The sequence below is a fragment of the Amycolatopsis sp. cg13 genome, assembly GCF_041346965.1.
GTDB lineage: Bacteria > Actinomycetota > Actinomycetes > Mycobacteriales > Pseudonocardiaceae > Amycolatopsis.
In genome coordinates this window covers 1,376,804-1,397,190 of sequence record NZ_CP166848.1, presented here as the reverse complement: position 1 = coordinate 1,397,190, position 20,387 = coordinate 1,376,804, and the positions used below count along the sequence as shown (strand labels likewise).

Here is a 20,387-nt window from a genome sequence, read left to right as displayed (position 1 = left end):
TCTCACTGATCTGCCCCCGATGCGTCCGGCTTGACCACCCAGAGCGCGGCCTTGGCGCGAGTCATGCCCACGTACAACTGGGCGCGCGCAGCCCGATCGTCCGTCGCGGCGTCCACCTCCAAGAAGGCGTACCGGCTCTCCAGCCCCTTGAAGTCGGCGACCTGCGCGAACCCGACGCGTCCGCGGCCAGGACGGCGCATGCGCATCAGGTCCAGCACATCGACCCGCTCAAGCCACTCGACGGGCAGGTCGACGAAGATCGATGCGGCCAGGTCGTGCGGTGACAGCAGCACGACCTGCTCGAGCGGCACGCCGTGCTCTTCGAGCTCGGCCAAGGCCGCAGACACTGCGATGATTGCCTTACCGCGGTCCTCCTCGACCACTACGACCTCGCGGCCGTGTCCGGCCGTGGTCACCCCCAAGTCGGCGCCGGTCCGCTCCTGGGTTGCGCGGACGATTTCGATCGTGTTCCGGCAGTTGTCCATCAGGTCGACAAAGGTGGGTCGGTGCGAGTCGAGCCTGGCTTTAGCGCGGTCCTCGTAGCGCCCAACCAGTCCACGCTGGTTATTGGAGTCGAGGAAGAAGGCCCAGCGACCATCTGCCAATCCGCCGGACAGCACGCTGTCCAGCACATCGAGGCCATGTCCGTTTATGACATCCTGTGCCTCGTCCACCACGACCATGTCGAAGGTGTCCGCACCAAAGGTCGACATCTCGTCGAACGGTACTGCGGTAATGCCGTCCAAGTCCTGCTGCGAACGGATGAAGGCTGCCAGGATGTGACTGTGGCATGTCAGCAGGATACGTTCGCCGGAGTCTCGGACACGTCGGCACATCTCCACTGCAAGCATGGTCTTGCCCGTCCCGGCACCGCCCTCGAACACCAGTCGCGGATTCCTCCGATGCTGGTCAAGTGCCTTGTACTGGCTCCTGGTCAGGGCAACGAGTTCTTTCTCCACCATGTCGTCGAGACGGCGCAAGGACAGCACACGGTCGAAGTCGGGGCGCAGGACGTTGAGGTAGCGCTCGACGTCATCGGCGGACAGAGGACCACGGTTGTCCGGCTTCCTCTCCCAGAACGCACCCAACCGGTCGAGGCAGTCCAGCCACCCCTCGGAGGCCAGTCGAATCGAGTTGATCACCATCTCCGGAGCCCACTCCACGCTGACCGCGTCGAACTCGCTGTCTGGGAAGACAACTCCGTAGCCGAACACCGTGCGCTCGACCAGCTGCGGGTCGGCGGTGATGCGGCGGAGGACTCTCGCCAAGGCGAACATACTCGTCTGGGCCTGGTCGAGAGGACTCTCCTTGAGCCGGTGCCGGTTGCCCTTGAGGTCGCGCGTGTGCCACACGTCCTTCTTCAGGAGGATCTCGCCTCCCTTAGCTTCCAGTAGCAGCAAGCCACGTTCGCCCAACAGCAGGAAATCGATCTCGCAGACCCGTTTCCGGTCGTGCTCAGGCAAGTTGGTGCTGTGCAGGGCATATTCCCACCCCGTCGCCACTTCGAGTGCGGCTAGCTGGGAGAAAATCTCCTGCTCTGCGCGACTGGCACTGGAGTGCACCGAGTCCGGGATCATGCGCACGGTAACCTGCCTGCATCGCTACGCGCGGGGAGGGCGGTCGAAAACTTGTTCGAGAATTTCAGCGGAGTCCCCCTTGGATCACCTGGACGGCCGCGCGCCGACAGTCCATCGTTAGTTCGGGTGACATGATTACATAGTCCAGAAGTGATGCTTGGTCACATCTGCATGTCGGTTCTCCACAGTGAGCCAGGCGCCTTCGGGAACCATTCAACCTTGCTTTTATGCTCTTCGGACCCGACGCTGGCCCGGGCGCCGTTTGGCTGGATCTCTCACGCAGCTCCTCGGTCAGCCACATGCTCCTCGCCCTGCGTGTCGGCTAACCGTCGTACAAATACGAACACTTAGTTAGGCCGCTTTTCGACGTCGTCGTGTCGTTTTCAACACTCCGGCCTTTAGGTGTTTTAGATTATGCTCATTCCGCAAGATGATACGCAATACGGTGAGGAAAACGTAGGGGATCCAGTGTTGTCTTCAGAGAACCGCTGTTCCACTGCTGCCACGCTTCGTGGCGGGTATCTAAACGGTCTCGAAGTCGAAGTAGGGGTCGTCAAGAGGTTGGTGGAACATCTTTAGCCGGTAGCGGCGGCGTGAGACGGCGATCGCATCGTGGGCGGGCTCGCCGTCGGAGATGAGTCGGCGCGGTTGGTGCAAGTCTTCGCGATAGACCTTCATCAAAGACTCCGGGGTCGCGAGCACCTTACGGATCATCGAGCCATCAACCCGAACGGCCTATGCCCCGCCGGCCGAGATGCAGTCGAGGGTATGCGGCAGTTCCGCTAGCCGGTCAGCCTTCAACTGCCGGAGAGTCAGCCATGTCTCCACCTTTCCGTTCTGCCTGCGCGATCGCCAACGGGTTGAACCGTGACGGGGATTCGGTGTCCGTCCGCGCGTCGTCCTGAGCAGAACAAGCATCGCCTCGCGGACGGGTGGCAGGGCAGCACGATCCGGTCGATTCTGGAGAATCCGCGGTACACCGGGTACGCGTTCTTCGGTAGGTGGGCACGGCAGGAGATGCTGCTAGATCCGGACGACGTTGCGGCTGGGCATGTGACGCGGTTCCGGCGCGCGTCGGCTGACCGGGTTGTCCGGTCACGCAAGCCAGCGCATCCGGAGATCATCTCGGTGGAGGACTTCACTGCGGTTCAGCTCGCTCGCCGGTCTCGCGCGGCTGGTGGTCTCGAAGCGCGTCGGAAGCTGGAGCGAGGACCGAAGGCCACGAAGTGGACGTACGCGTTTCGCGGGCGAGTCCGGTGCGATCACTGCAAACGCAAGATGGAGGGGACGCCGCGGGACACGCGGATCTACTACCGGTGCGCTGCTCGGACGCTCGTTCCCGGATCGCCAGCTTTGACGGATCACCCGAAGAACATCTATCTGCCGGAAGCGGCGTTGCTAGGTCCGTTGAACAGCTACATCCACGATGCGTTCTCGGAGGATCAACGTGACGCAACTGTGGACGCAATGCTGGGCGTCGCTGGCGACGTGAACGTCAACCCGCAGCGCACCGCGGATGCTCAGCGGCGGCTGACTCAAGCGAAGACTCGATTGGCGAGGCTTACGCAGGCCATCGAGGCCGGTGCGGACCTGGAAGCGCTGATTGAACCGTTGAACCGCGCGAGGGAGGAACGCGACGCGGCGGCAGAGGAGTTGGCGAGGACTCCGGCAGGCTCAGAGCTGGGGAGAGCGGACGTCGAAGCGCTGGTCGACTCGCTGGCGGACGCCGGGAGACAGGTGATCAGCGCGAGCCCGGCCCGGCTGCAAGAGCTATACGAGGAGATCGGCCTGGAACTGGTCTATAACGCGAAAGAGCGGATGGTCGATGTGACCATCCGCCCACCCCGTAGGGTTAGTACGCGTGTCCGAGGGGGGACACGAACACCCTTTCGTTGCATCCCTGCGCAGGATGCGTATTCATGCGACGGACCATAGCTCCGATCGGCGACTGAACGCAAACGGGAGCAGCACGGATTCAATGGGTGGAGTCGGCTCGCCAGCGGCGTCGAAACTCGACCTGATGTGCGTGCAGTTCTGGGATGGCCTGGCTGTCACTGGAGCGCGTGCCGTTCACCGCCCGCCGGGACCTCGGTGCAGTCGCATGCGCTCGCGGTCGAACCGCTTGCTGACCTGGTCGATGGTGAGCAGCGTTCGGGAACTTCGTGCGCGACTGCGTGCCGACACCGCTCGTCACAGGTGTCCACCAACGAGCCGAATGCGAATTGGCTACCTACTTGTGAACAGGGCGGACGGTGCGAGGGCTCCGGTGAGCACCAGTCCGGTGCTCACCGGAGACTCCCGGACCTTGCTTCCTGGGGCGGAGACGTCCTGCCGACGCGGACAGGAAGACATAGCGGCACCGCCCAGGTTCCGTCACTCCACGGATACAGTGCGGCCGAATCGGTCGTATGAACTGTCCAGCTCCCCATCGCGGGTCGTCCGGTCCACGGAAATCCACGGTGCTCGACTGCCGGCGGATGTCGCACAGCGCCCGGCTCTGCGTCAGCAGGAAGGCCCCGGCGGACCCTTCTCCCGCGGGGGCGACGGTTCGAAGCGATCAGCTCGGCAGTTCGCAGTCGACCGGGCCGGCCAGGGCTGAGGCCGGGTTTCCTGCCGCTCAGGCTGGCGTGATGCCTAGTCGGCGGGCTGCGAGGGGGAATAGGTCCAGCGCGCGTCGCCGGACGGCCGCGTTCTCCGCGGCGGTCAGTGCACCACAGTGTTGCAGGCTGTTCCGGTTTCCTTCGGCGGTGGCCACGGTGGTGCACGGCGCTCCCCAGTCACTGCCGTACACGATGTGGTCGGTGCCCAGAGTCGCTGCCGCTGGCAGGAGCGAACTCGAGAAGGCTGTTGCGGCAGTGTCGACGTAGAGGTTTTCCAGTTGGTGCGCCAGGTCCTGTGCCGGGAGCCCGTGCGGCACCCATGGTTCGTTCCCCAGCAACGAGACTCGGCCGGCGAGTGCGGGAAATGCTCCACCGCAGTGCGCGAATACGAAGGTGATGTCGGGGAAGAGGGTGAAGACTCTGCGGAACAGCATGTCGAAGACGGTTCTGGCGGTCTCGAAGGCTACTTCGTACAGCGGTGCCGGGTGGTCCAAGGTCGGGGGCCGTCGGGCGTCTGGGTGGACGAAGACGACGGAGCCCCATTCGTTGAGCTGTTCCCAGAGCGGGAGAAGAGTCTCGTCGCCGAGGTGGGTGCCGTTGTAGTTCGCGGTGACAAGTTCGGCGCGCGGTGCAGCGGCGAATCCCTTGCGCGCGTTTCGCTTGCTGCCGTTGATCATGTCGTTGATCCGGTCCACGGTCCACAGTCCACGCCGCGCGCAGCCCGAGGCGTCCCATCATCAGCGGGACCGCACGGCCGAACTTCGGTTCGTCGGCCCAGATGGTGCGCAGATCGTCCGGCGTGCCGCCGGTGGCGATCCGATCCGCGACGAGTGACCCGATGTACGTGGCCTGGGCGAGCCCGTGGCCGTTGCAGGCGAGGGAGTAACAGACGTTGCCGCCGATCGTCCCGGCCACTGGCAGCCAGGTCGAGGTGATCCCGATCCAGCCGCCCCACGCTCGGGCGATTGCCACGTCCGCGAGAGGCGGGAAGCGCCGCGCGAACGCGCTTGCGAGGTCGGCGGCCACTGCCGGGTCGGGACTGCGCTCGGGAAGCGGATAGCTCGCGGCGCGCTCGATTTTCCGGACTCCGAACACGATGGTGTTCCGGGTTGTGAGCCGGTAGTTCTCCATGATGTTGTGCTGGGTGATGAGCCCGGATCGGCTCGTCCGCCCGAGAGCGGCGAGACGCTCCGGGTCGATCGGCTCGGTCTCGACCTCGGTGACCCGCATCGGCGACGACAAGCGTTTCGGCGTGATGTCCCATTCGCCCGCGTAGGCGTTCGTGGCCAGCACCGCCTTCTGTGCCCGGACCGCCCCGCGGGGAGTCTCGATGGCGACCCCGTCCGCGCCGTCGACGATACTGACGATCTTCGACTGCTCGTAGACCCGCACGCTCGAGGCGAGCACCGCGTCGCGCAGGCCCCGCAGGAACTTCCCGGGATTCCATGATTCCGCCCTTGATCTCGCGCATGCCGCCGAGGAAACCGTGCGGGATGCCCAGTTCGCGAGCCGTTCCCTCCGCGACGTGGGCCCCGGCCCGGCGGAGGATCTTCGCGATGCGACGCGTCCGCCCCAGCTGGCCGCGGGAGACGGCGGCGAAAACGTTGCCGGTGGCCTCGTAGTCGCAGTCGATGCCGAGCGCTTCGATCAGGCCCTCGACGTGGCCGGCGGCGTTCTCGGTGAGACGGATGATCGCCGGCATGCGCTTGCGGTAGAGCAGGGTCAGCAGCTGGATGTCGCCGCCGGGCGCGCTCGCCAGCTGGCCGGCGTTGCGGGAGCCCGAGCCGTGCCCGCAGAAGTCCGATTCCAGCAGCACAGCGTCGACGCCGTGTTCCGCGAGACGGAGTGCGGTTGCCATGCCGGCGAGTCCGCCTCCGATGACCGCGACGGGGCAGGAGAGGTTCTCCGTCGGCGGCGGCCGGAGGTCGGTGGGCGGGTCGACCCATCCGGTGAAGGCGGTGTAGGTGGTATTCGCGGTGGTGCTCATGCGATTTCAGCTCCTGGGGCGGGAGAGACGGGGGTTGGGAGGGCACCTGCGCCGCCCCGCTTGTCGTGGGCGGCGAAGGCGGTGTACGCCCGGTAGATGACGAGCATTGCCAGGCCCCAGGTGAACAGCGCGAGGATGTAGAACCGGGTGTGGTCGGCGTCGTCGCCGGGGATGCGCCAGAAGTCGTAGATCGACGCGACGACCACGTTCAGCGCGGTGGCGCCGACGATCCACGCGGCGTGGGCGCGTTCGCCGATTTCCCGGAGGCGCCATGCGAAGTAGCACAGGAAGCCGGAGGTCGCGAGCGCCGTGATCAGGAAGAACACCTTGCCCGGGAGGCCGATCACGTCGGCGAACTCGGACAGGACGAATCCGAGGATCGCGGCCAGGGCGAAGGCGCCCACTTCGGCTCGGACCGTGGGCTTGTACCGATGGGTGACGACCAGCAACCCGAGGACGAGGATGAGGGTGAACCCGATCGAGCGCGAGAACGCGTCCAGGAAGAAAGCGATGTGGTGGGGCGGGGAATCGGGACCGGCCTCGGTGACCCCGTAGATCAGGAAATTGGTCCCGGACACGCCCATGATGATCCATTCGAGGCCGATCAAATAGTTGCGGTGGCCTCGGATGAACTTCACGCCGAAGACGAGTCCGATTGTGATCATCCAGATGTCCGCCGCGGCGAAAAGTATGTCGCGCATAGCAGCGCCTCCTTGGGTGTGACCGTGATCTCGCGCGACTCCACAGTGGCCTGCCCGCGAGGACGCCCGCTACGCCGATGTGCAACGACCTATCGCGAATGCCGCAACATACTGCACCGCGATGCCAGGTGGAGCGGTTCCGAGACAGTCCTGGTGGTGCACTGTGCACCATGCCGTCCTGAAGAACGGGGCATCGCGGCGTAGAGCGGGGGCATCCGTGGCGGGCACCGTGGAAGCGCACATCGACGTGATCTCCACCGAAAGGCCCTCACGATGAACGCATCGAAGCAGCGACCCGAGGAATTCGACATCGTCATTGTCGGTGCCGGCATTTCCGGTATCGGCGCGGCGCGGTACATCGTCGAGGCTTTTCCCGGCAAGCGCGTCGTCGTGTTCGAGGGGCGGGACGATATCGGCGGCACCTGGGACCTGTTCAAATATCCTGGCATTCGTTCGGATTCCGATCTGCATACCTTCGGCTACGAGTTCAAGCCCTGGAAGGACCGCGCCGCCATCGCGGAAGGCCCCAAGATCCTGAACTACCTGCGCGAGGCAGTCGAGGAGAACGACCTCGGCAGGCGCATCCGCCTCGGGCACAGCGTGCAGCGCGCCGAATGGTCCAGCGTCGACGCGCGGTGGACGATCGACGTGCGCACTGCCGACGGCGACAAGCGCGTCACCGCCAACTGGATCTTCGCGGGCACCGGGTATTACCGCTACGACGAGGGCTACACCCCGCACTTCGAGGGCCGAGAGGACTTCGCCGGCGAGATCATTCACCCGCAGCAGTGGCCCGAGGGCTACGACTACGAGGGCAAGAAGGTCGTTGTGATCGGCAGCGGCGCGACCGCGGTGACGCTGATCCCGTCGATGCTGACCGGCGAGCGCGCGGCGGAGCATGTGACGATGCTGCAGCGCACCCCAACATACGTGGTGCCCTGGCCTAAGGTCGATTCGGTCGCGCTTCTGCTGACCCGGCTGTTCGGCGAACGCCGCGGCTACGCGATGACCCGCTTCCTCAACATCTGGATCGACCGGGGTGTGGTCAAGTCGCTGCGCACGTTCCCTCGCCTGGGCCGCGCGTTCATCCGGCGCGTCAACAAGAAGCTGTTGCCCAAAGGCTTCGATGTGGACACCCACTTCAACCCGCCCTACGATCCATGGGACCAGCGCCTGTGCCTTTCCCCCGACGGCGATTTCTTCGCCGCGCTGCGCGACGGCGGCGCGTCGGTCGTCACCGACCGGATTACGCGGTTCACCGAGTCGGGGATTCTGCTCGAGTCGGGAAAGCACCTCGACGCCGACCTGATCGTCACCGCGACCGGTCTCAACGTGCGCCTGCTCGGTGGTATCAAGCTGGTCGTCGACGGTGCGCCGGTGAACCTCGCCGAACGTGTCGTCTACCGCGGCACGCTGCTCTCCGGGATTCCCAACCTCGCCATCGCGATCGGCTACACGACCTCGTCGTGGACGCTGAAGGTCGGCATCCTGTGCCGCTACTTCTGCGCATTGGCCGCGCACATGGACGCCTCCGGCTACGACAGCGTCGTCGTCGAGGCCGATCCCGCGATGGAGACGCGGCCGGTCATGGACCTCAGCTCGGGCTACGCACAGCGGGCTCGCGAGACCACCCCGAAGCAGGGCACGGGCAGGTGGCAGATGTCGATGTCGTACCCGCAGGACGCCAAGCTGCTGCGGGGTCCCCTTCTGGACGAGGCGTTGCGGTTCGGATCCTCCGCCGGCGCGGAGAGCGCAAGCTCGGCGGCACGGGAGGGGATCGGTGCCTGACCACGTCGAAGACCGTTTCGTCACCCTCCCGAACGGCACGCGGGTCTGCTATCGCGTCGACGGCGAGCCCGGCGCAGCGCCGGTCCTGCTCGTCGCCGGCCTCGCGGAGGACCTGACGACCTGGTCGCCGCTGTTCGTGTCCGCTCTGACCGCGGCCGGCCTCCAGGTGATCCGGATGGACAACCGGGACTGCGGCCGTTCCGCTTACGCGACCACGCCGCCGCCGAGCACGCTGCGGCAACTGCTCGCCCGGCCTCGCCGGGACACCTACACGCTGGCTGACATGGCGGTTGATGCCGCGCAGCTGATAGAGCACCTCGGCCTGGGGCCAACGCACCTCGTCGGACGGTCCATGGGCGGGATGATCGCGCAGACCGTCGCGGCCCGGCACCCGGCGCTCACCAGGTCGCTGACCTCTTTGTATTCCACCACCGGGAACCGGAAGGCCGGGCAGCCAGCCCTCTCGACCCTGGCGCTGCTCGCAGCCTCGCCGCCGCGGAACCGGATGCAGGCCGTGCGAGCGCACCTTCGACTGACGACGCATATCGCGGGCATCGACTTCCCGATTGACGAGGTCGAAGAAACGAGCCACGCCGTCGAGACGTGGAACCGCACCGACGGCGACGGCTCGGCGGGCACCGCACGACAGGTCCAGGCCATCCAAGCCTCGGGCGACCGGACGGCGGAAATCGCCCGCATCACCGCTCCCACCCTGGTGCTCAACGGCGACCGGGACCGCGTTGTCGCGCCTTCCGGGGGCGTCGCGACCGCGTCCGCGATTCCGGGTTCGCGGCACATCGTCATTCCCGGAATGGGCCATCACCTGCCCGACGTGCTGGCCCCTCTCGTCGCCGGCCACGTAGTCCAACACCTCGAAAGGGCATCAGCATGACAGAGTCGCGCACCGCGGACGTCGCCGTCATCGGAGCCGGGATCTCCGGATTGACCGCGGCGCGGCGGCTGACCCAGGCAGGGCGGTCGGTCGTAGTGGTCGAGGCCGGAGACCGGGTCGGCGGCCGCACGATGAACCTCGACGTCGCCGACGGCGTGATCACCGAAGGCGGCGGCCAGTGGGTCGGGCCGGGCCAGGACCGGATCCTCTCGCTGCTGGACGAACTGGGGCTGAGCACTTTCAAGACCTACGTCGACGGCGAGTCGATCTACCGTCGCCGCGGGCGCTCGAAGCGGTACTCCGGTCTCGTGCCGCCGTTGAGCCCGCTCGCTCTCGCCGACTTCGCCCAGTTGCAGCTGCGGCTGGAGCGGATGGCGAAAACCGTGCCGCTCGACGCTCCGTGGACCGCGCGCCGCGCCCGCTCCTGGGACGCCACGACCTTCGGGCACTGGCTCGACGCGAACGCGATGACCGCCGAGGCCAAGGAGATGTTCACGATCGGCTTCTCGGTCACCAACTCCGAGGACCCGCACTCCACGTCGCTGCTGGTGCAACTGGCGCGGATCCGGGGCGCCGGCGGGATCGAGCACACGCTCAACATCACCGGCGGGGCACAGGAATCGCGGGTGGTCGGGGGCACGGCCCGGATCGCGGAGCGCCTGGCCGCGGAATTGGGAGACGCCGTGGTGCTCGGCTCCCCGGTCGTCGAGATCGCGCAAGACGGCGACGGAGTCTCGGTCCGCTCCGCGCGAGCCGACATCCGCGCGGAGCGGGCGATCGTCGCGATGTCGCCCGCCGACGCCGCCCGGATCCGCGTCGAGCCCAGCCTGCCCACCCGCCGCACGATGCTGCAGCGTCGCTGGAGCATCGGCGCGGAGAGCAAGCTCTTCGCCGTCTACGACCGCCCGTTCTGGCGGCAGCAGGGACTCAACGGCCAGGCAGTCTCGGACCTGCCGGTCGCTCAGTACGTCGTCGACAACTCCCCGCCTGACGGCAGCGTCGGGATCCTGCTGGGCTTCGTCGGCACCGCCGGCGCCGGAAGCGGCCAGCACTGGCCCGACTCGATCCTCGACGACCCCTCCGCGCGGCGCTCCGCCTTCCTCGGCGATCTGACCGTGCTGTTCGGGCCGCGGGCGGCCAACCCGACCGCCTATCTCGAAAAAGACTGGACGCACGAGCCGTGGATCAGCGGCTGCGTCGGCTCCCGCGCCCCCGGCTCGCTGACCCAGTACACGGACGCGGATCGCCAGCCGGTCGGGCGGATCCACTGGGCCGGCACGGAAACCGCGACGGTCAATCAGGGCTATTTCGACGGTGCGGTCAGTGCTGCGGAGCGCGCCGTCCGGGAGGTGCTGGACACGGGGCGCGTGAAGGCGACAAGCCGGCGCGCGGGATAGGCGCTGAGCCGTCCGGACGGTCCTTCGCGTGGCCGATTCCGGCGAATGCGTGCGAGACCGACGCGCTGTCGCGCGGAACGGGCACCGTCTCGCCGGCCGGCCCAGCCCCGGATCGAGGGAGATCCAGATCGTGAAAAGCACCATCGGACGGGAACGGTTGTCATGAGCCAGCAACGGGAGGAACGAACGCCGGAGGTTGCCGCCGGCTTGGTCCGGACGCTGGGCGTCTCGCAGATCGTCTTCATGGTCGTGGCGATGGCCGCGCCCTTGACAGTGTTCGCCGGACTCATTCCGTTGATGCTCGGTTCGGGGAACGGCGTCGGAACTCCGATCGACTTCGTGCTCGTGGGAGTCGTGCTCCTGCTGTTCACCGTCGGGTATTCGGCGATGACGCCTGAGGTGCGCAACGCGGGCGCCTTCTACTCTTATGTCCAACGCGGCCTCGGCACCGGCGCCGGGCTGGGAGCCGCGACACTCGCCCTCGTCGCGTACTCACTCGTCACCGTCGCCGTCTCGGCCTACTTCGGGGCCGCTGCGCGCAATGCGATCCGGACTTTCACCGGCGGCTCGGTCCCCTGGTGGTGCCTCGCGGCCGCCGGACTCACCGCTATCGGCTACCTGGGGTACCGCAACGTGGAGGTCAGCGCGCGAGTGCTCGGCGCGCTGCTCGTCGCGGAGATCGGGATCGTCGTCCTCGTCGACTTCGCCGTCGTGCTGCGCGGCGGCGACCACGGTCTCTCCGCGGACCCGCTGACTTGGGAAGCGTTCACCAGCGGCGGCACCAGCACCGGGATCATGTTCGCAGTCTTCGGCTTCGTCGGCTTCGAAGCCACCGCCGTCTTCCGGTCCGAGGCCAAGGATCCCGACCGGACGATCCCGACGGCCACGAGCCTGGCGGTCATCCTGATCGCGGTGATCTATTCCTTCTCGTCCTGGGCGATGATCAACGGGCTGGGCATCGCGCACGCTGTGGATCTCGCGGCGCACGACCCCGAAGGACTCGCGCCCGGCCTCGCCACCCGCTATCTGTTCCGGGCCGCCCACGACGTCATGCAGGTTCTTCTCGTCACGAGCTTCTTCGCCTGTGTGCTCACCGCGCACAACGTGGTGGCCCGCTACCTGTTCGCTCTCGGGCGGCAGGGCGCGCTTCCGGTCTCGCTCGGCTCGGTGCACCGCGCGCATCGATCGCCGCACCTGGCCTCGTTGCTTACCTCCGGGATGATCGGCGTGCTGCTCGCGGCCACGGCGATCGCCGGCTTCGATCCCGTTGTCGAGATCTATGCCTGGTTCGGCGGTGCGGGAACCCTGGGGCTGATCGTCTTGCTGGCTCTGACGTCCGCGGCAGTCGTCGTGCACTTTCGCCGGGCCCGCACGGCGACCGCGTGGGCGGGCTCGGTCGCCCCCGCACTCGCATTCGGCGCGCTCGGGACGATCCTCGTGCTCGTCGTCGGAAACTTCGAGCTTCTGATCGGGTCGCGTACCGGAGCCAACGTCTTCCTCACGGTCGTCGTCGCGGCATACGCCGGCGGCCTCGTCTGGGCGGCGTTCCTGCGCCGGCGCCGGCCGGAAACCTACGCCGCCCTTGAATGACCGCCCCGCCAGCACCGCACCTGTCTTGGAAGAAAGGTCTGACGATGACGGAAGCACCGACGATCACCCCGGGCATGGACGCTCGGCGTGCGCCGGCCCGGATCGAGATCGACGAGGATGCCACGCCCGTTGTCCGGCTGCTCGGTCGGACTCTGCGCGACGCGATCCGGATCGGCCACGCCCCGGAGGTGCTTGATCACGGCGGCGGAACGGTCGCCGTCCGCTCGCACAACACCCCGCAGGCCGCCACGGTCACGCTGCACGGCGGTGCCGTCACCGTGTCCGGCGGCCTCTTCGCGCCAGCCGACGCGACGCTGGTCGTCGATCTCGAGGCCCGTTTCTCGCTCGCCCAGGATCCAGACGGCGACGCGGAACTGGCTCGAGGGCTGCATCGTGCCCTGCGCCCTCCGCTGCCCGCGTGGCACGAGGCAGCCGAGAGCTTCTGGAAGGCGACCCGCGGCATCCGCGGCATTCCCGATGTCCTCGTCGTGGTCGCGCACGGACCGGACGGCCCCCAGGAGGCGCGGTTCGGCGCAGGTCCGGTCGCGTACCGCATGGCCGGCACGCCCGACGCGCTCGCAGGAGTGTTCACCGGCGCCGACTACCTCCTCACCTCTCTGGACTCCGGCCTGCGGGTCCAGGGGACGCTCTCACAGGTGTCGGTCATGACGGCCGCCTCGTGGAAGGTTCGATTCGATGTCTGAGCACACCCGGCCGGACTCCGCCGGGCCCGCGCCGTCAGCGCCCGCGAAAGCGGTCCGGCTGGAGGCCACCGGGCACGACGGCAGCTTCCTGGGAAAGACCGTCACACCGGCGAAGTTCGCGTCCGGCAGGGAATCGGGCTTCGCCTTCGCCGACATCCTGTTCGCGATCGACCTCGGCGACGAGTTCGTATTCGGCGATGCCTTCCCGGACTGGCGCGGCAACCTTTACGACATCTCGATGATTCCCGACATGGACACGCTGGTGCGGTGGAAGCCCGGCCTCGATGCCGTCATCGGCGACTACTGGCTCCGGGACGGGCGGCCCGTTCCGATCTGCCCGCGGAACATGGTGCGCAGGCTGGCCGAGCACCTGCGGGAGCTCGGCTACTCCGCCACGGTCGCGGTGGAGATCGAAACGACGCTGTTCGAGGAGTCGGTCCAGCAGGCGCGGGCCCGCGGCTACCGCGATCTCACCCCGCTCGGCGGAGCCACCGGGGCCACGTACCACCTGGCGAGGTCGAAGGACTGGGTCGACTACCTGGAGGCCGTCACCGACCGGCTCGACGAGCTCGGCATCGCCTGGGAAGCGTGGACCGACGAGGCGGCCGCGGGCCAGACCGAGCTGAACCTCGCACCCGCCGATCCGGTGTCGCTCAGCGACTCCTGGGCGCGCACCAAGCAAGTGATGCGCGAAGTCGCGTTCGAGCAGGACCACACGGTGACCTTCATGGCCAAGCCGACCTCCGGGTTCGGGCAGGGCGCGCACATCAACCTCTCGCTGCACCGCGACGGCGCGAATCAGTTCTACGCACCTGACGGGCCGTCCGAGGTCATGCTGCAGGCCGTCGGCGGACTGATGGCCACGATGGCGGGAAACACCCTGCTGGCGCTGCCGCAGATCACCTCGTACCGGCGCCTGGTCGACCTCAGCGGCCCGCCGACCACCATCTCCTGGGGCGTCAACAACAAGACCGCCGCGGTGCGCGCCATCGCCGGCCACCCCAAGTACTCGCGGCTCGAATACCGCCTGCCGGGCTCCGACGTCAACCCGTACTACGCACTGGCCGGCGTGCTGGCCGGGGTGGTGGCCGGCATCGAACGACGGATGCAGGCCCCGCCGCAGGTCGACGACATGGCGTGGTGCCTGCCCGACGACAGCGGGATCGAGCGGATCCCGGACTCGATCACGAAGGCCATCGCGGCGCTGGACGGCGACGCAGTGCTCCGCGAGTATCTGGGCGACGAGTTCGTCGACTTCTGGGTGGCGTCTCGCCGGTGGGAGTGGATGGAGTTCCATACCAAGGGCGGAGACCCCTACGCCGAGCTCTCCGCGTGGGAGTCCCGTCGCTACTTCGAGTTCCCGTGAGCGGCAAGCCACTGGTCGGGATCACCGGCCGCCGGTTCCGGCTGGGCTTGGTCGCCGGGACGGACGACCGCTACGCCGCGGCGTGCGTGGACTCTTTCATGTCGGCCTTCGCCACTCGCGTCGCCAAAGCGGGCGGGGTGCCCGTGCACCTGCCCTACGACGCGGATCCGCTGGATGCCTGCGAGTGGATGTCCGGGGTGGTGATCACCGGCGGGCAGGACGTGCACCCGGCCCGGTGGGGCGGCGACACCTCCGTGGTCCGCGACGTCGACCCTCGGCTCGATCCCCACGCGCACGACCCCGAACGCGACGACTACGAGTTCGCCCTGACCCGCGCCGCCGTCGCCCGCGGCATCCCCGTGCTGGGAGTGTGCCGCGGGATGCAGCTGCTCAACGTGGCTCTGGGCGGAACGCTCGTCGCGGACCTGCCGCACGGCCCGGTGCCTCATCAGTCGCCTCTGGCCGCGCCCACCGACGGCGATGCCGAGCACCTCGTGACCTTCGAGCCCGGCTCGACGGCCGCGCGGATCTTCGGCGGCAGCGCTGTCACCAACTCGTGGCACCACCAGGCCGTCGACCAGTGCGGCGCGGGGCTTGTCGTCACGGGCCGCGCGCCCGACGGGGTGGCAGAGGCCGTGGAGGCGCCCGGCGCGCCGATCCTCGGCGTGCAGTGGCACCCCGAGTGGATGGAACGGGACGACCCGGCCATGGCCTGGATCGTCGACGAATCGAGAAAACGGCAGGAGGCCGGAGAATGCCCGGTGACCCCGCAATCGTGACAACGCCCGGCGGCGAAACAGCGCGGTGCCCAGCAGTCGCGCTCGACCGGATGGGGGAGACGCCTCGGGTGCGCACCGTCACCGGCTTGCTGGGGGAGGGCACTGCCCGCACTCCTGATGCCGAGCTGCTGCGCTTCGGTGATGTTTCGTGGACTTACGCGCAGGCCGACGCGTCGTCTTCGCGACTGGCGCACCGTCTGATCGAGGCCGACGGCGTGGTGCCGGGCGACCGCGTAGCGATCATGCTGCCGAACGTCGCGCAGTGGCCGCTGAGCTGGTTCGCGGTGCTCAAAGCCGGAGCCGTCGCCGTGCCCGTCAATTCGGCGTACCGCGCGGCTGATCTGGCGTTCGTTTTGCGCGACTCCGGCGCGAAGGTGGTCGTCACCGACGCCGAGCATCGCCCGTTGGTGCGCGAGGTGGTGTCCGGCGACGCCGATCTCGCGGACATCCGCGTCGTCGACGTCGCAGACGCCGCGGAAGCAGGTTTCCCCGCGACCGCCCCCGGTCCCGCGATCTCCCCGGACACTCTGGCCAACCTGCAGTACACCTCGGGCACAACCGGATTTCCGAAGGCGTGCATGCTGACCCACGACTACTGGACCAGCATCGCCTGGGGCTGTGCCGCGGCGGCCGGCCTCGGCGACGACGACGTGCTGCTGACGGCTCAACCCTTCTCGTACATGGACCCGCAGTGGAACACGGTGCTCGCACTTACTGTCGGCGCGCCGCTGGTGGTGCTGCCGCGGTTCTCCGCGTCGGGGTTCATGGCCGACGTGCGGCGCCACGGCGCGACGTTCTGCTACGTCCTCGGATCGATGCCCACGCTGCTGTTCAAGCAGCCACCCGCCGATGACGACCGGGACAACAGCCTGCGCGCGGTGTTCTGCTCCGCGATCCCCGCAGCGCTGCACGCCCGGCTCGAGGACCGCTGGGACGCACCGTGGCGAGAGGTCTACGGCATGACCGAGAGCGGGATCGACCTCATCAGCCCGCTCGACGACGCCGGAGCCGTCGGGAGCGGCAGCATCGGGAGACCGGTGCCCACCAAACGGGTCAGGATTATGGACCCCGACGGTGTCGAAGCCCCGGCCGGCACCCCGGGCGAACTGACCGTATCCGGTGCGCCGATGATGCTCGGCTACTGGAACCGGCCCGAGGAGACCGCGCGGACGCTGCGCGACGGCTGGCTGCGCACCGGCGATCTCGCGGTCGCCGACGACCGGGGCGAGATCCGCCTCGTCGGCCGCATCAAGGACATGGTCCGCCGCGGCGGCGAGAACGTGGCCAGCGCCGAGGTGGAGGCAGCTCTCGAAACCGACGACCTGGTCGTCGCGGCCGCGGTCGTCGCCGAGCCCGACGAAGTCCTGGGGGAGGAAGTCAAGGCGTTTGTCCAGCTCGCGGCGGGCGCCACCGGCGACCGGACGACGGCCGAGGCGATTATCGGACGGGTCTCGGAGCGGCTCGCGCGGTTCAAAGTGCCGCGATACGTCGAATTCGTCGCGGAGTTTCCCCGAACCCCGTCGGAGCGGGTGTCGAAGCCCGCGCTCAGGGCTCGGGCGGCCGAGGTTCCCGGCGTCACGTTCGACCTGCGCGACGGGACTCGGTCGGCCACCGCGGCCGTGACGGACGCGGCCGCCGAACACGTGCTCGTCGACCTGGTCCGCGAGGTCGCTGTGATCACCCTGCAGCGACCCTCGAAGCTCAACGCGCTGACGGTCGGGATGAGACTGCGCCTCGCCTCGCTCATCCGGGAATACGGCGCCGGCGAGCGGTGCCGGGGCATAGTGATCACGGGCGCGGGCCGAGCGTTCAGCGCGGGCGAAGACCTCAGCGCTCCGCCGACCACGTTCGCCGAAATGCGCCAGACTTTCGAGACTTTTCACGATGTCACCCGCGCGGTGATCGAGACCCGGGTCCCCGTGGTCGCGGCGATCAACGGGATCGCGGTGGGCGGCGCCTCGGAGATCACGCTGTGCTGTGACGCGCGGCTGGGCACCCCTCAGACCACGTTTTTCCAGCCGGAGAATGCTCGCGGCCTCACCATCTCCAACGCGTCGAGCGTGTTGCTCCCTCGGCTCGTCCGCAATCACGCGATGCGAATGATCCTGGGCTCGGAGCGCGTCGGTGCCGACGAAGCCCTGCGGATCGGTCTGCTCGACCAGCTAGTCGAGTTGGACGACCTGCTGGATCGCGCCGTCGAGACCGTTCGCGCCTGGACACCGGAGGGCGGCAACAACACAGCTCTGCACCTCGCGCTGCTGCGGCCGTCGTCCGAAGAGATCGAGCGCGCGTTCGCGCTGGAGGACGCCGCGGCCGACACATCATGGAGCAGCGGTGCGTTGACCGCCGGCATCGCGGGCTTCTGGAGTGCCAGGAAGCCCTCCGCCGCGACCGGAGAGAGCCGATGATCACGACTCGCGCGGCCGTGCTCACCAAGGTGGGCGAACCTCTGCGCCTGACTGACATCCACGTCGACGAGCCCGAGCCGCACGAGGTGCGGATCGCCGTCACGCACGTCGGGTTGTGCCACAGCGACCTGCACTACATGACCGGTGCCGTCGCCATCGAGGTGCCGGTGGTGGTCGGTCATGAGGTGGCAGGCATCGTCGAATCCGTCGGCTCGGCTGTGCCGGGCCTGCGCCCGGGCGACCACGTCACCGGCGCGCTCACCCCGTCGTGCGGCGAGTGCGCGAACTGCAACGCGGGCCGTTCGACACAGTGCCAGCGGATCGACGAGATCCGGCGTCGTCCGCGGCCCGCGTATACCTTGCCCGACGGCACGCCGGTCGCCCGGCTCGGCGACCTGGGCGCGTTCTCCTCGCACATCCTGCTGCGCGCGAACGCCGCTGTGAAGCTGCCCGACGGCGTGCCCACCCGAGTCGGCTGCCTGCTGTCGTGCTGCGTCGTCACCGGCGTCGGCGCGGTGTTCCGCGGCGCCCGGGTGCGTCCGGGATCCACGGTCGCGGTGATCGGCTGCGGTGGAGTCGGCTCGGCTGTCATCCAGGGCGCGCGGCTCGCGGGCGCGTCGGCGATCGTCGCGATCGACCTTGACGAGCAGAGGTTGCGCGCTGCCCGCGGCTTCGGCGCGACCCACACGTTGAACGGCGGCATGAACGACCTGGCCGGTGCGATACGGGGCGTGCTGGACGACGGCGTCGATTACGCCTTCGAGGCCGTCGGCTCGGCCCGCACCGCGGCGACTGCCCTCGAAGTGGTGCGGCCTGCCGGCACCGCCTGCCTCGTCGGCATCGCCCCCGGCGGCACCCAGCTGACCCTCCCCGCGTCGGACTTTTTCTTCGGCGAAAAGCGCCTGATCGGCTCGTACATGGGGTCGGGGCAGGCGCGGGAGGACATCGCCCAGTTCGCCCGGCTGTACCAGCAGGGCAGGCTGCTGCTGGACGAGATGGTCACCGAGGTCATCGGTTTCGACCGGATCAACGAGGGCTTCGAGGCGATGAAGTCCGGCGACGTCACCCGCATCGTCGTGGCCATGCCGAGAGGTTCCGAAACCCCCGTCGACCAGGAGACTCGATGAACACTCCGATGACGCTCGCCCAGCCGGCGAGCTATATCGCCGGCGAGTGGGTGCGATGCCGAGCGCTGGACAGCTGGAACGTCGACCCGAACACGCGCGAGCCGGTCCATCGCGCGGTAGCCACTTCGCCGGACGACCTCGAACGCGCGCTGCAGTACGCCCAGCGCGCTTACGACGCGCTCGACTGGGCGGGCGAGGACTTCCGCATCAGCCGGGCCGAGGCGCTCGAACGGGCCGCGGCGAACGTCGAGGAGCGGCTCGAGGAGATCGCCCGCGTCGACGCGATCACGAGCGGCACCCCGATCAGCGCCACCCGCAAACTCGCCGCGTTCCTCCCCGCCCGGATCCGAGGCGCCGCTGCCGAGACCCGGGCGCTCTCCCGAGTCACCGCGCTCGCCGCCGGCGGCCGTGACGTCCGGCTCCATCGGGTGCCGTGGGGGCCTGCCGCGATCCTCACCCCGTGGAACGGCCCGAGCTTCATCCCGGCGGCGAAAGTGGCGAGCGCGGTGGCGTCGGGCTGCCCGGTGCTGCTCAAGCCGTCCGAGCACGCTCCTGCCAGCGCGCAGATCATCGTCGAGTGCTTCATCGACGCCGGCCTGCCCGACGGCGCGCTGCAACTCGTGCACGGCGCGGTTGACATCGGGGCCGCGCTCACCGGCGACCGCCGGGTCCAGGTCGTGTCCTTCACCGGCGGCCCGGGAGCCGGGCGGGCCATCGCCCGCGCCGCGGCCGAGGACTTCAAAGTCCTTCAGCTCGAGCTCGGCGGCAACAATCCCGTCCTCGTGCTCGAGGACGCCGACCTCGACGTGACCGCCGACGGCATCCTCGCCGGCCTGACGAACCTGAACGGCCAGTGGTGCGAGGGACCGGGGAAGATCCTGGCTCCGCACCGGCTGGTGCGGCCGCTGCGGGAGGCCCTCGACGAGCGGATCGCGCGGCTGCGGATCGGGCATTCGCTCGACGAGGACTCCGACATCGGCCCGATCGCCAACGAGCCGCACTACCGGACTCTGCTCCAGCGGATCGAGGGCCTGCGCGGGCTCGGCGCCGAGATCGACCAGCCCGGGGACCTGCCCGGGCTGCCTGGCTTCTTCTTTTCGCCCGCAGTCGCCGCCGGCTCCGACCCGGATCGCACGACGGCCGAGCTTTTCGGGCCGGTCGTCTCCTTGCACGGCGTGGATTCGGACGAGGAAGCGCTACGCGTCGCCAACGCCCACCCGTCAGGTCTGGACGCCTATGTGTTCGGCACCGACCTCGACCGCGCGATCGCGATTGGCGCCCACGTGAGGTCGGGCGAGGTGCGCGTCAACGGCGCGAAGCTCGCCGATCTCGGCGACGGCTCCGCCCAGAGTTTCTGGGGCCACTCCGGCATCGGCGGCCACGGCCCGGCGGAATCGGTGCGGGTGTTCTGCGGCGATCGGGTCGTCGGAGTCGACTCGCCGGATCTGCCGATGTAGGCAGCGGTCATCGG

Annotated in this window: 15 protein-coding genes and 1 pseudogene; 11 read left to right on the top strand and 5 right to left on the bottom strand. The window is 68.4% G+C overall.

The features are described 5' to 3' along the window. Positions 1 to 2: 2 nt before the first annotated feature. Positions 3 to 1,577, bottom strand: coding sequence for an NERD domain-containing protein (locus AB5I40_RS06205; protein ID WP_370940463.1), 1,575 nt, complete (start codon positions 1,575 to 1,577; stop codon positions 3 to 5). Positions 1,578 to 2,099: 522 nt separating this feature from the next. Further along, the gene (locus AB5I40_RS06200) at positions 2,100 to 2,279 is read right to left on the bottom strand and encodes a hypothetical protein (RefSeq protein WP_370937454.1); all 180 of its coding nucleotides are present in this window, start codon (positions 2,277 to 2,279) and stop codon (positions 2,100 to 2,102) included. Positions 2,280 to 2,444: 165 nt separating this feature from the next. On the opposite strand from AB5I40_RS06200, the gene AB5I40_RS06195 reads away from it, so the two are divergent. Then, entirely contained in the window at positions 2,445 to 3,512 is a 1,068-nt protein-coding gene (locus AB5I40_RS06195) for a recombinase family protein (RefSeq protein ID WP_370937453.1), read from the top strand. Positions 3,513 to 4,194: 682 nt separating this feature from the next. Here the strand turns inward: AB5I40_RS06195 and AB5I40_RS06190 are convergent. The 3 genes and pseudogenes from AB5I40_RS06190 to AB5I40_RS06180 all read right to left on the bottom strand — a co-directional run bounded on the left by AB5I40_RS06190 (position 4,195) and on the right by AB5I40_RS06180 (position 6,865). Then, positions 4,195 to 4,872 (bottom strand): amidohydrolase family protein, encoded by a 678-nt coding sequence (locus tag AB5I40_RS06190; RefSeq protein ID WP_370940462.1) that lies wholly within the window; start codon positions 4,870 to 4,872, stop codon positions 4,195 to 4,197. A 181-nt stretch (positions 4,873 to 5,053) separates the two neighbouring features. Then, positions 5,054 to 6,035 (bottom strand): annotated as a pseudogene (locus AB5I40_RS06185) (NAD(P)/FAD-dependent oxidoreductase); the annotation flags it as partial. A 125-nt stretch (positions 6,036 to 6,160) separates the two neighbouring features. Further along, complete coding sequence (locus tag AB5I40_RS06180) at positions 6,161 to 6,865, bottom strand: transporter (RefSeq protein WP_370937452.1); 705 nt, start codon at positions 6,863 to 6,865, stop codon at positions 6,161 to 6,163. A gap of 273 nt (positions 6,866 to 7,138) precedes the next feature. Here AB5I40_RS06180 and AB5I40_RS06175 point away from each other — a divergent pair, with 273 nt between their 5' ends. The 10 genes from AB5I40_RS06175 to AB5I40_RS06130 all read left to right on the top strand — a co-directional run bounded on the left by AB5I40_RS06175 (position 7,139) and on the right by AB5I40_RS06130 (position 20,373). Further along, positions 7,139 to 8,653: a flavin-containing monooxygenase gene (locus AB5I40_RS06175; RefSeq protein ID WP_370937451.1), complete on the top strand. Its 1,515-nt coding sequence runs from the start codon at positions 7,139 to 7,141 to the stop codon at positions 8,651 to 8,653. Next, entirely contained in the window at positions 8,646 to 9,545 is a 900-nt protein-coding gene (locus AB5I40_RS06170; protein ID WP_370937450.1) for an alpha/beta fold hydrolase, read from the top strand. The genes AB5I40_RS06175 and AB5I40_RS06170 overlap by 8 nt, the downstream gene beginning before the upstream one ends. Then, the gene (locus tag AB5I40_RS06165; RefSeq protein WP_370937449.1) at positions 9,542 to 10,942 is read left to right on the top strand and encodes a flavin monoamine oxidase family protein; all 1,401 of its coding nucleotides are present in this window, start codon (positions 9,542 to 9,544) and stop codon (positions 10,940 to 10,942) included. The genes AB5I40_RS06170 and AB5I40_RS06165 overlap by 4 nt, the downstream gene beginning before the upstream one ends. Positions 10,943 to 11,104: 162 nt before the next feature. Then, the gene (locus AB5I40_RS06160) at positions 11,105 to 12,532 is read left to right on the top strand and encodes an APC family permease (protein WP_370937448.1); all 1,428 of its coding nucleotides are present in this window, start codon (positions 11,105 to 11,107) and stop codon (positions 12,530 to 12,532) included. A gap of 44 nt (positions 12,533 to 12,576) precedes the next feature. After that, positions 12,577 to 13,236 (top strand): hypothetical protein, encoded by a 660-nt coding sequence (locus tag AB5I40_RS06155; protein WP_370937447.1) that lies wholly within the window; start codon positions 12,577 to 12,579, stop codon positions 13,234 to 13,236. Beyond that, positions 13,229 to 14,602 (top strand): glutamine synthetase family protein, encoded by a 1,374-nt coding sequence (locus tag AB5I40_RS06150; protein WP_370937446.1) that lies wholly within the window; start codon positions 13,229 to 13,231, stop codon positions 14,600 to 14,602. The genes AB5I40_RS06155 and AB5I40_RS06150 overlap by 8 nt, the downstream gene beginning before the upstream one ends. After that, on the top strand, positions 14,599 to 15,381 hold the full coding sequence (locus tag AB5I40_RS06145; protein WP_370937445.1) for a gamma-glutamyl-gamma-aminobutyrate hydrolase family protein: 783 nt from the start codon (positions 14,599 to 14,601) through the stop codon (positions 15,379 to 15,381). The genes AB5I40_RS06150 and AB5I40_RS06145 overlap by 4 nt, the downstream gene beginning before the upstream one ends. Then, positions 15,357 to 17,789, top strand: coding sequence for an AMP-binding protein (locus AB5I40_RS06140; protein ID WP_370937444.1), 2,433 nt, complete (start codon positions 15,357 to 15,359; stop codon positions 17,787 to 17,789). The genes AB5I40_RS06145 and AB5I40_RS06140 overlap by 25 nt, the downstream gene beginning before the upstream one ends. Then, a complete protein-coding gene (locus tag AB5I40_RS06135; RefSeq protein ID WP_370937443.1) occupies positions 17,786 to 18,916 on the top strand; it encodes a Zn-dependent alcohol dehydrogenase in 1,131 nt (376 codons plus the stop codon). The genes AB5I40_RS06140 and AB5I40_RS06135 overlap by 4 nt, the downstream gene beginning before the upstream one ends. Further along, a complete protein-coding gene (locus tag AB5I40_RS06130) occupies positions 18,913 to 20,373 on the top strand; it encodes an aldehyde dehydrogenase (RefSeq protein ID WP_370937442.1) in 1,461 nt (486 codons plus the stop codon). The genes AB5I40_RS06135 and AB5I40_RS06130 overlap by 4 nt, the downstream gene beginning before the upstream one ends. Positions 20,374 to 20,387: the final 14 nt, after the last annotated feature.